Genomic DNA, 10,206 nt, shown 5'->3' with positions numbered 1-10,206 from the left:
CTACTGCTAATAACTCAGCTTCAACTGCTTTAAAATTGAATAAACTTTTGAATTTACGATATTGATGATCCACACTTATTAACTCATCTAAACTTACCATTATCATTTGATACTCAGACATATGAACATATTTTTTGTTTTTTTTAATTATACCTGCTATCCTCTCATCTCGCAACAGTCCCTATATATAAAAGGACCTTGATCTTTAGTTTGCATGGCTTTAGATGGAACTATTAAAGCCGCTTGTTCGATGTAAATCGTTAGGGATACACGAACACACTGTCCCGGCCATAATATTTCGTTTTGGTTAGGTAGTGTTGCTTTAACTTTGATAGTGCTGCTATTTGGATCAATCGAATTATCGACAAAAACGATCTCACCGTCTTTAATTTCTTGGTCGCTTACGGAAATCATTAGATTTTTGAGATTTATTAATACGATCGAGATATTTTTCAGGTACGGAGAAGCTGACATAAATAGGCGAGCTAGTATTGATAGTTACTAGACGCACAAAATCCGGCGATACTAAATCACCTATATCCACATTACTCTCACTAAGTTTACCATCAAAAGGAGCTACTATTTTTGAATACTCGATTTGTAAATTAGCGTCTGCAATAATTGCTTTATCGCGTTCCACGGTGGCCCTAAGCATATTCATATTAGTTAGCATTTGTAAATACTGCTCCTCCGAAACGGCTTTTTCCTCGTATAAAGCACGATATCTTACCTCTTCTTTTATAGCATCTTCAAGGTTATAAGTATCACTTAGTAAATTTGCTTGTGCTTGCTGTAATTGATTTTGAAACGGACGAGAATCGATTTCATATAATAAATCACCTGTTTTTACTTCTTGTCCGTCATCAAAATTTACACTTAATATTTGGCCCGTAACTTGAGATTGAATATCGGCACTTTGGTAAGTTTCAGCTACTCCTGCAAGTGCTATCACATCAGGTACGTCTTTTCTGATAACTTGTGTTACCTCAACCGGAGCTGCTATAGTGATTTGTTTACTGCTTTTATGATGATGTTTTATTACCCAAACCACTAATATTACTATTAGTACTAGTAATGTTATCAATATCAAATTCCGCATTATTGTTTTAAGCATTGTTATTTGCCAAAATCAAAAATAGGTCCTGCTATGTTGCCGCCTACCTGCCAAGTCTCAGTTGAGTTAGTAAACAGAGTATTAAGTTTATTGCTACCGAATCCTAATAAGCATGTTAAAGAAATTTGTGGAAAATAAGTAGCTTTTATTGTTTTTAAGTTTACATCTGCTGCTAGTAAATTCTGCTCTGCTGCTTTAATATCCGGTCTTTGCTCTAAAAGCTCTGATGGTAATATTTTAGGTAATACCGGTAGAGCAGGGAAGTAATCTATTGGTTTATCACTATAAATTAAGCCGTTTACTATATTTTTAGGAATTCTACCTACTAAAATTTTTAAAGCGGTTTCCTGCTCATGTCTTTGTTGTGTTAAAGGCGGCAATGATCACTTAGTAAGTGCAAACTCGGAAGCAGCTTCACTAACCGATATTAAATCACCTACGCCAAGATTATATAATTTCTGATTTAATTTATAAATTTCCGTTTGAGCCTCAATTAGCTTTTCAGTGAGATAGATTTGTTTGTCTAATGCTAAAAGATTAAAGTAACTTATAGTGACGTTACTTATAACTGATAAACGTACCGCTGCCTTGCTATACTCACTTGCAAGGAAAGTTTTTTTAGCCGATTCGCTAGCGTTGGCGGCTGCCTCCATAAATCCAGCTCGTAATTAAGCACGCTTGCTAGCCCAAAATTATTAGAGAATTTCGGTTCATTCGGTGCTTTTGTTTCTTTACTGTTTTTTGTTCGATTTGTTCCGCCTTGTAAATTGATTTGTGGAAATCTATAAGAATTAATAAGGGTAAGCTGTGCTTGTGCTGCTAGCACATTACTCATTGCCAGCTCAATATCGGAGTTACCGGTTAAAGATTCTTCGATTAGGTTATTTAACACCGGATCGTTAAATTGCAGTCACCACTTGGAGGATGCATTATTATTTTGTTCTAGAGAATAATTATTCCAAGTAGTAGGTAATGAGAGTTTAGGGGGAATATTATCGTGTTTTGCATTACAACCACATAGAAGAAATGATGAAATCGATAAAACTAGAATATATTTTAAGTAAATGAAAAATCGGCATACGAAGTTCATAGATTAGGTTCATTAAAATAAATTCATATTACTTAATATTAATTATGAATCTTTAAACCGTTATGTCAATATAGACTATTATTTTTTCAACTAAATATTTTTATAATTACGTAATAATGTTGCTACAGCATATTTTAGAAAGCTTGATATAAGTGAATTTTACAGGATTCGCTTGTGTTCACGTATTTTTATAAGCTGTGTAGGCTCACCCTTAAATTCATCTTATCTGAAGCTTTCTAAAATATGCTGTAACTTTTCAGAAACAACTTTAACGTCATAATTTTGTTGGAGAGTAAGGTAGGCGTTTTTAGAAAATTCTTTTGCTTTTATAGGGTTCTCTATTAGATAGACAATTTTTGCTGCTAAATCTTCAGCAGAGCCGGCTTTACAAATAAGCCCATCTTGCATGTCGTTTAAGATTGCTGCAGGCCCTTCAGTATCTGTACTAACGATAGGCATGCTTGCCTCCATTGCTTCAAGCACTATAATTCCAAACGGTTCATGAAGAGACGGTAAGCAAAAAATATCTATTTGTTTAAAGAATTTATCTCTATCGTTAACCCATCCCGTAAATGATATTTGATCTTGTAAATTAAGTTTATGTGCTAAAGCAATTAAATTATCTTTTTCCTCGCCGCTTCCACCTATAATTGCATGAAGATCATATTTTTTTTCTTTTAAAATTTTGATAGCTTTAATAAAAACATCAACACCTTTCTTAGCTACAAATCTTGCTAGTACACCAATTACGACAGGTTTTCTATATGTTTTATTTGGAATAAAGTCTTTAGCAATATTTATCATATTCGGTAGGATGCATATCCTAGATTCGGCAAAGTTATTTTTTAGTAAAAATTCTTTCATATGATGAGTCAAGGCAATAACAAAATCACATTTACGTAGTCCTTTTAAACTATAATTATGAGCGATACCGATTAATTTTATATTTTGTGATTTAGCAAATTTACTAAAATTTATTGCTCTATTACCGTGTGCTATAATTATATCGGGCTTAGTCTTATGAATTATATACTTAAGAATAAGTACCGAGAGTAAAGCAAACGGTACTATATTAGGTAGTTTTAAGCTTTGTTTGTGTAGAAAGGAATTTATTTTTGCCTTGTAAGAAGTGATATTTATAACCTCAATTTTTTGCATCTCTAAAGCAGTGCTATAATCTAAAAATGCTTGTTGAATGCCACCAAGGTCACGACTTAGCATAATATTAAGGATCTTCATTACTTTAATTGCTCGATTTCTTTTTCTGTTAAACCGGTAAAATCTATAATTTTATCTAAAGGTTTATTTTTTGCTAACATTTTTTTAACTATAGAAATTTTTTGTCTTGCTTCCCCTTTAGCTTCAGCATCCATAATTTTCTGCTCTTCTACGGCTAGATTATCCATGTCGGTTTTTATCATTTTTTCATAAGTATTTAACTCTTTTTCAGACCAACTAGCTTGATCCAAAGCATAAAAAGCTTTTTTAATAATAAAATCATGACCTATCAAATTCTCCATTTCGTCTAGAGTGCTTTCATGTGCATGTTTAAAGAAATATGCCCATTTTTCTTGAAGGTTCTCTAATTGATCTAATTCTTTATTAAATTTCTCAAGCTCTAAAAAGATAAAATAAAAATCTTGTAGGTCGTTCTCATAAGTTTTAGTATCAAGTAATCTATGATCTGATCTCCAATCTTTTTTATCGGGCAATAAAATAAAATCGGCAATAGCTAAGAATATTACTCCTCGAAGTTTTGCATATACTGCCATTTTTTTTATGATCTTCATCTTCTTTTATTATTTATCTTGAATAGGCCTTTGCTGTATAAAGCTGAGCTCGTTTTTCAAAACCTGGATGTTTGCTGACCTGCATCTCTACAATAAATTGAGTACCGTATTTATCTCTACATAATACATCAACTATAGATTATCTATAAGTAGCGATATCGGGATCTTAGATTGTTTTTAAAAAAGTAACTGCGGTAATTACTTCTTTTCCCGTATAATCTAAAATGTTATTTAGAAAATGAATAAGTATATCCTTATTTTTTTCTGTACCGAAAATTTTTAAAAATGCATAGTTATTTTTAGGGTCTAAGAAACGTGAAATTAGCATAATAGTCTATATTTTTATATATCATCACTTCATTATAGCAAATTCCAAGAAATTTGCTATAATACAATTTCCTAATATGTAAAACATTATGATTAGTAAAATTAATTTTGTAAAAATGCATGGTCTCGGTAATGATTTTGTTATTGTTAACAAACGAGATTTATCAAGTTCATATGATTTATCGCAGTTAGCAAAAAATATGGCTGAGCGTCATACAGGTATCGGTTGCGATCAGTTCATTATTTATGAAGAGCATAATGATTTTTATGAAATGATTATATATAACATAGACGGCTCTAGTGCTAAATTATGCGGTAATGCTACAAGATGTTTAGCCAAGTTAATTTATCTTGATACGGGAAAGCAAGATATTACCGTAATGGTAGGCAATAAAAAATTGCTATGTAATGTCAATGATGAAAATAATATTAGCGTTAATGTAGGAAGCGTTAGTTTTAATGAAGCTTGGATGCCAAGTCGTGATAAAGTTTGGGAATTTGCAGAGCGTTATATGATTGATTTAAAGGAAACTATTTGCGTTGATATAGGTAATCCGCATGTAGTTATTTTTAGTAAGTTAGAACCTCAAGATCAAAAAATTGTCGGTGAACAATTGCAGGCTAAGGAATTATTCGCAGATGGGGTAAACGTTAATTTTGCTGAAGTAAAAGATAATAAAATCTATTTATCCGTTTGGGAGCGGGGGGTAGGGTTAACGCTTGCTTGCGGAAGTGGAGCTTGCGGTAGTTTTGCTGCCGGTTTAAAGCGCGGTTTTATCCATTCACCAAGTACTATAGTCTTTAAGCACGGTAACCTTACTATGAAAGAAGAAAACGGTAATATAATAATGCAAGGTGCAGCTACGCTTGTAGCACGTGGGGAGTATTATTGTGAGCAATAATTTAAGACAAGACGTAGTAACATTTGGCTGTAGACTTAATATTTACGAAAGTGAGATAATACGAAAAAACTTGGAATTGTCGGGTATCGATAATGTAGCAATATTCAATACTTGTGCGGTAACTAAAGCAGCTGAGAAACAAGCAAGACAAGCTATACGCAAGGCTAAAAAAAATAATCCTGATTTAAAAATTATTGTTACCGGCTGTAGTGCTCAAACAAGTCCGCAAATGTACGGTAATATGCCGGAAGTTGACAAAGTTATAGGTAATGAAGAGAAGTTATTACCTAATTACTACCAAATTACCGATGCAAAAATAACAGTTAACGATATAATGTCGGTGAAAGAGACGGCAAGTCATTTAGTAAGTAGCTTTGACGGTAAGTCTCGTGCTTTTATTCAGGTACAAAACGGTTGTGATCATTTTTGTACTTTCTGTATTATCCCTTATGGTAGAGGAAAAAGTAGATCAGTAGCAATAGGAGCTATAGCAGAGCAGGTAAAGCATTTGGTATTAAACGGCTTTAAAGAAGTAGTTTTTACCGGTGTCGATGTCACGGCTTACGGTAGTGATTTGCCAGGAAGTCCAACATTCGCACAAATGATTAAACGAGTGTTGAATTTAGTCCCTGAATTAAAGAGGCTTAGATTATCTTCAATAGATGTTGCAGAAATAGATGATGAACTTTTTGAGCTTATAGCTTATAGTGAAAGGATAATGCCGCATTTTCATATTAGCTTGCAAGCAGGCGACGATATGATATTAAAACGTATGAAAAGACGTCATAATAGAGCAAACGTAATAGAGTTTTGTCGGAAGCTGCGGGCAATAAGACCGGAAGTATCTTTTGGTGCGGATATTATAGCTGGTTTTCCGACTGAAACCCCTGAAATGTTTGAAAATACAAGAAAATTAATTTCAGAAGCGGAATTACAATATTTACATGTTTTTCCTTATTCGGAAAGAGAAGGAACGCCTGCAGCACGTATGCCACAAGTACCTAAAAATATAAGAAAAGAAAGGGCAGAAATTTTAAGGCAAGAAGGGCAAAACCAGTTGACCGAATTCTTTAAAAAACATATAGGACAGAAAGTGGAGTTATTAGTAGAGAATAATAATATTGCCCATACCGAAAATTTTATTCCGGTAAAGCTAGATAAACCTTTAGAAATAGGGCAGATATTTAAAGCGAAGTTGGTGGGGATAGAAGAGAATTATATGAAGTGTATGTTGGTTTAACGTCATTGCAAGGAGGTATTGTTGTGTAGATACTGAAGGTCGTCATTGCGAGGATCCGTAGGTGACGCGGCAATCCAGAAAATAATTAAAAAAATTCTGTAAATCAGAATTTTTAACTGGATTGCTTCATCAATTGCTATGCAATTTCCTTGCAATGACGGATAAATAGGTCCACGCAACAATGCCCGCTCGCAATGACGTTCTACCGTACAATAAAAAATCAAAAACAAAAAAACAATCATGGAACATATAGAAACAATATTAAGGCTTGCTGAGGACAAAATCTTATTAGTACAAAACTTAAAAGCTCTGCAAGAATATAAAGTAGAATTTTTAGGCAAGAACGGTATAGTGACCGGTGAGCTTAAAAAATTAGGTAGTTTAAATGAACAGGAACGTAAAGAATTTGGCTTAAAAATCAATAAATTAAAAGATAAAATACAGAATATAATAAAAGCAAAAGAAGAAATTTTAGAGGAGCAGGAACTAAATTTTAAACTTGCTGCCGATAAAATTGATTTAACAATCCCTGCACGGAGATATAAACAAGGTTCTATTCATCCAATAACACAATGTAGTGAGGAGTTAATACAAGTATTTTCGCAGTTTGGTTTTACTATAGAAAACGGACCGAATATCGAGAATGATTTTCATAATTTTACCGCTCTCAATTTTGAAGATGATCATCCCGCAAGGCAAATGCATGATACTTTTTATTTGAAAAGTCAGGAAAATAATAAGCCGCTGTTATTACGTACTCATACCTCAACAGTGCAGATTAGAGCTATGAAAAACGGCAAACCGCCTTTTAGGTTTATAGCACCGGGTAGGACTTATAGATCGGATTCAGATATGACGCATACGCCAATGTTCCACCAAATAGAAGGGCTTGTTATGGATAAAAATATCAATATGGGACATTTAAAATATGTTATCACGGCATTTATAAAAAGCTTTTTTGAAAATTCTAATATTGAATTACGTTTTAGACCCAGCTTTTTTCCATTTACCGAACCTTCTGCCGAAGTTGATATTCGGATAAATAAAAACGATAAATGGCTTGAGGTCCTCGGTTGCGGGATGGTTCATCCAAACGTGCTTAAAAATGTTGGTATCGATAGCAGCGAGTATCAAGGTTTTGCTTTTGGGCTGGGAGTAGAGCGTTTTGCAATGTTAAAATATAATATCAAAGATTTAAGACAATTTTTTGAAGGAGATATGCGTTGGCTTAAACATTATAATTTTGGGAGCTTTGATATACCGAATTTAGCAGGAGGGCTTACGAAATGAAATTTACGTTATCATGGTTAAAACAATTTTTAGAGACATCGGCTTCAGTTACTGAAATTGCCGAAGCCCTAACAGCTATTGGCCTTGAAGTGGAAGAGGTGATAGATAAAGCGGCGGAATTACAAAAGTTTGAAGTAGCATATATTACAAATATTAAACCTCACCCGTCAGCTGATAAATTAAAGCTTTGTGATGTTGAGACTAAAAGCGGTATGCTGCAAATAGTTTGTGGTGCGCGTAATGCAAGAGCAGGTATAAAAGTAGTACTTGCAAATATCGGAATAGAAATACCAAACGGCAAATTTAAGATTAAGGAATCTGTTATTAGAGGCGAAAAAAGCTGTGGTATGCTTTGCTCTGAAGAGGAATTACTGCTAGCTTCAGAGTCTGAAGGGATTATAGAGCTATCTGAAGATGCCGTAGTTGGAGAGAATTTTACTAAATATTACGGTTTAGATGATCCTATATTTGTTATTAACGTTACTCCTAATCGTGGTGATGCACTTGGAGTTTACGGCATCGCAAGAGATTTAGCAGCTAAAGGAATAGGAATACTTAAAGAGCTAGAAATTTCGGCAATAAAGAGTACATTTATTTCTAAAATGAAGCTTAAAGTGCAAGATAAAGAAGCCTGTCCGTTATTTACTTTTAGAGAGATAAGAAATTTAAAAAATAAACCAAGCCCTGATTGGTTACGGAAATTATTAAAAAATGTTGGGGTAAAAACTATTTCAAGCTTAGTGGATGTAACAAATTATATTTCCTATAGCTTTGGGCAGCCGATGCATGCTTACGATGCAGATAGGATAAAAGGGGGAATTACTGTAGCACGTCATTGCGAGAAGCGTAGCGACGAAGCAATCTCAGGACAACAAAATGAGATTGCCACGGCTGCTTTGCAGCCTCGCAATGACGTAGCTAAATGCCACGCCCTAAACGGCAAAGAATATTTACTTACAGAAAATGATTTAGTTATAAAAGATGAAAGCGGTATTCAAGGTCTGGCTGGTATCATTGGCGAGGCTGATAGTAGTTGTACTGATAGTACGACTAATATAATACTCGAGGCTGCTTGTTTTAATGCTAAAATGGTTGCAGCTAGCGGGCGAAGATTCCAAATTGATACGGATGCTAGATATCGTAATGAGCGTAATATCGATAGAAATTTTACGGAAAAGGCTTTGGATATAGCAACTAATCTTATTTTGTCAATATGCGGAAACGGTGAAGTATCGGAAGTAGTGAAAGTCGGTGAAAAAGAGTCACAAAAAAAACCTTTAGATTTTTCAGCATGTTATTTAGAAAAAATTACAGGAATTAAACTAAATATCAAAGCGATAGAAGCCATATTAAATAAACTAGGATTTATTACGGATGTTAAAGGTAAGATTATAAAGGTAATAGCTCCTTCTTGGCGTCACGATATAACTATTTTAGAAGATATAGCTGAAGAAATCGCTCGTATTTACGGCTATGATAAAATAGAGAGTATAAAATTACCCGAACTAGATCAAGATAATAATAAGCTAAGAGCGCATAAAAGAATATCTAGTTTTAAAAGGATATTAGCAAGCAAAGGCTATGATGAGGTAGTAACTAACTCTTTTATGAGTAGTGAAGATGCAAAGTTGTTTGCTGAATTAAAAGAAGAGTTATTTTTGCTTAATCCTATTAGTATAGGAGACAATTATATGCGTCCTACTATACTGCCGAATTTGTTAAGTATAGTAAGTAAAAATCTAGCACGCTCTATAAAAGATATGGCTTTTTTTGAAGTTGGACCAAGTTTTATAGATTTAAATACGGAAGCAACTTATTTGACGGCAATTATAAGCGGTTCATATAATAATAAAAATCCTCATTCGCTTGGACGAGGCTATGATGTTTTTGATCTTAAAGGCGATTTAGAGTTGGTAGCTGATTATGCAGGACTATCTATAGATAAATGTATAGCAACAAATGGGACAGCATTGCCACAATATTATCATCCAACTAGAGCAGTAAATATAGGGCTTGGTAAAAATTTATTAGGTCATTTTGGGCAGATACACCCTAAAATATTGAAATATTACGATATTAATCAGGAAATATTTGCATTCGAGCTAAATATTACGAATTTGCCGTTGATAAAAGCTAAATTTGGTAAAAGAGACGAATTTGCAGTATCGGATTTCCAAGCTAATTTTAGAGATTACGCATTTATTGTTGATCAAGATCATAGAGTCGGTGAAATAATATCATATATAAATAATTTTAATAAAAAGCTTGTCAAATCAGTTATATTATTTGATATTTATAGCGGTGATAAATTACCTGAAGGTAAAAAATCTATAGCGGTTAAAATAGAGCTACAAGCAGATGATCGGACGTTATCTGATACTGATTTAAATTCGTTCAGTAAAGATTTAGTTGCTGCCATCTCACAAAAATTTCAAGGAACATTAAGAGAATAA

The 10,206-nt window shown here is 33.6% G+C and carries 10 protein-coding genes and 1 pseudogene; 4 read left to right on the top strand and 7 right to left on the bottom strand.

Translation table 11 applies throughout. The features are described 5' to 3' along the window. Positions 1 to 156: 156 nt before the first annotated feature. The 7 genes and pseudogenes from C4Q30_RS08950 to C4Q30_RS10760 form a co-directional block, all read right to left on the bottom strand. Positions 157 to 414 carry an efflux RND transporter periplasmic adaptor subunit gene (locus tag C4Q30_RS08950; protein WP_209445178.1) on the bottom strand — a complete coding sequence of 86 codons (258 nt, stop codon included), beginning with the start codon at positions 412 to 414 and terminating at the stop codon, positions 157 to 159. After that, positions 386 to 1,114, bottom strand: a complete 729-nt coding sequence (locus C4Q30_RS01030) for an efflux RND transporter periplasmic adaptor subunit (RefSeq protein ID WP_245207394.1) — start codon at positions 1,112 to 1,114, stop codon at positions 386 to 388. The genes C4Q30_RS08950 and C4Q30_RS01030 overlap by 29 nt, the downstream gene beginning before the upstream one ends. Positions 1,115 to 1,116: 2 nt before the next feature. Continuing rightward, positions 1,117 to 1,494 carry a TolC family protein gene (locus C4Q30_RS01025; protein ID WP_103896939.1) on the bottom strand — a complete coding sequence of 126 codons (378 nt, stop codon included), beginning with the start codon at positions 1,492 to 1,494 and terminating at the stop codon, positions 1,117 to 1,119. A 3-nt stretch (positions 1,495 to 1,497) separates the two neighbouring features. Then, positions 1,498 to 1,767, bottom strand: coding sequence for a TolC family protein (locus C4Q30_RS10370; RefSeq protein WP_103896938.1), 270 nt, complete (start codon positions 1,765 to 1,767; stop codon positions 1,498 to 1,500). After that, complete coding sequence (locus C4Q30_RS10365; RefSeq protein ID WP_342447527.1) at positions 1,677 to 1,949, bottom strand: hypothetical protein; 273 nt, start codon at positions 1,947 to 1,949, stop codon at positions 1,677 to 1,679. Before C4Q30_RS10365 ends, C4Q30_RS10370 begins: the two co-directional genes overlap by 91 nt. Before the next feature lie 477 nt (positions 1,950 to 2,426). After that, on the bottom strand, positions 2,427 to 3,443 hold the full coding sequence (locus C4Q30_RS01005) for a glycosyltransferase family 4 protein (RefSeq protein WP_103896936.1): 1,017 nt from the start codon (positions 3,441 to 3,443) through the stop codon (positions 2,427 to 2,429). Further along, a pseudogene (locus C4Q30_RS10760) lies at positions 3,443 to 4,322 on the bottom strand (Rpn family recombination-promoting nuclease/putative transposase). The gene C4Q30_RS01005 and the pseudogene C4Q30_RS10760 overlap by 1 nt, the downstream one beginning before the upstream one ends. An 88-nt stretch (positions 4,323 to 4,410) precedes the next feature. Between C4Q30_RS10760 and dapF the strand changes: the two are divergent. The 4 genes from dapF (at position 4,411) to pheT (ending at position 10,206) form a co-directional block, all read left to right on the top strand. After that, entirely contained in the window at positions 4,411 to 5,223 is an 813-nt protein-coding gene (gene dapF, locus C4Q30_RS00985) for a diaminopimelate epimerase (protein ID WP_014120763.1), read from the top strand. Beyond that, the gene (mtaB, locus tag C4Q30_RS00980; protein WP_103896934.1) at positions 5,198 to 6,463 is read left to right on the top strand and encodes a tRNA (N(6)-L-threonylcarbamoyladenosine(37)-C(2))-methylthiotransferase MtaB; all 1,266 of its coding nucleotides are present in this window, start codon (positions 5,198 to 5,200) and stop codon (positions 6,461 to 6,463) included. Before dapF ends, mtaB begins: the two co-directional genes overlap by 26 nt. 240 nt (positions 6,464 to 6,703) lie before the next feature. After that, positions 6,704 to 7,753 carry a phenylalanine--tRNA ligase subunit alpha gene (gene pheS / locus C4Q30_RS00975; RefSeq protein WP_103896933.1) on the top strand — a complete coding sequence of 350 codons (1,050 nt, stop codon included), beginning with the start codon at positions 6,704 to 6,706 and terminating at the stop codon, positions 7,751 to 7,753. Next, the gene (gene pheT / locus C4Q30_RS00970) at positions 7,750 to 10,206 is read left to right on the top strand and encodes a phenylalanine--tRNA ligase subunit beta (protein ID WP_103896932.1); all 2,457 of its coding nucleotides are present in this window, start codon (positions 7,750 to 7,752) and stop codon (positions 10,204 to 10,206) included. The genes pheS and pheT overlap by 4 nt, the downstream gene beginning before the upstream one ends.

It is taken from the genome of Rickettsia fournieri (genome assembly GCF_900243065.1).
GTDB classification, from domain to species: Bacteria; Pseudomonadota; Alphaproteobacteria; order Rickettsiales; family Rickettsiaceae; genus Rickettsia; species Rickettsia rickettsii.
Note: the sequence above shows the minus strand (reverse complement) of the source record. Positions and strands in the feature narration are given on the sequence as shown.

Excerpts from the sequence above, each read along its gene's own strand:
- C4Q30_RS08950 (WP_209445178.1), bottom strand. The coding sequence starts at position 414 with ATGATTTCCGTAAGCGACCAAGAAATTAAAGACGGTGAGATCGTTTTT.
- C4Q30_RS01030 (WP_245207394.1), bottom strand. The coding sequence starts at position 1,114 with ATGCTTAAAACAATAATGCGGAATTTGATATTGATAACATTACTAGTA.
- C4Q30_RS10370 (WP_103896938.1), bottom strand. The coding sequence starts at position 1,767 with ATGGAGGCAGCCGCCAACGCTAGCGAATCGGCTAAAAAAACTTTCCTT.
- C4Q30_RS10365 (WP_342447527.1), bottom strand. The coding sequence starts at position 1,949 with ATGAGTAATGTGCTAGCAGCACAAGCACAGCTTACCCTTATTAATTCT.
- C4Q30_RS01005 (WP_103896936.1), bottom strand. The coding sequence starts at position 3,443 with ATGAAGATCCTTAATATTATGCTAAGTCGTGACCTTGGTGGCATTCAA.
- dapF (WP_014120763.1), top strand. The coding sequence starts at position 4,411 with ATGATTAGTAAAATTAATTTTGTAAAAATGCATGGTCTCGGTAATGAT.
- pheS (WP_103896933.1), top strand. The coding sequence starts at position 6,704 with ATGGAACATATAGAAACAATATTAAGGCTTGCTGAGGACAAAATCTTA.
- pheT (WP_103896932.1), top strand. The coding sequence starts at position 7,750 with ATGAAATTTACGTTATCATGGTTAAAACAATTTTTAGAGACATCGGCT.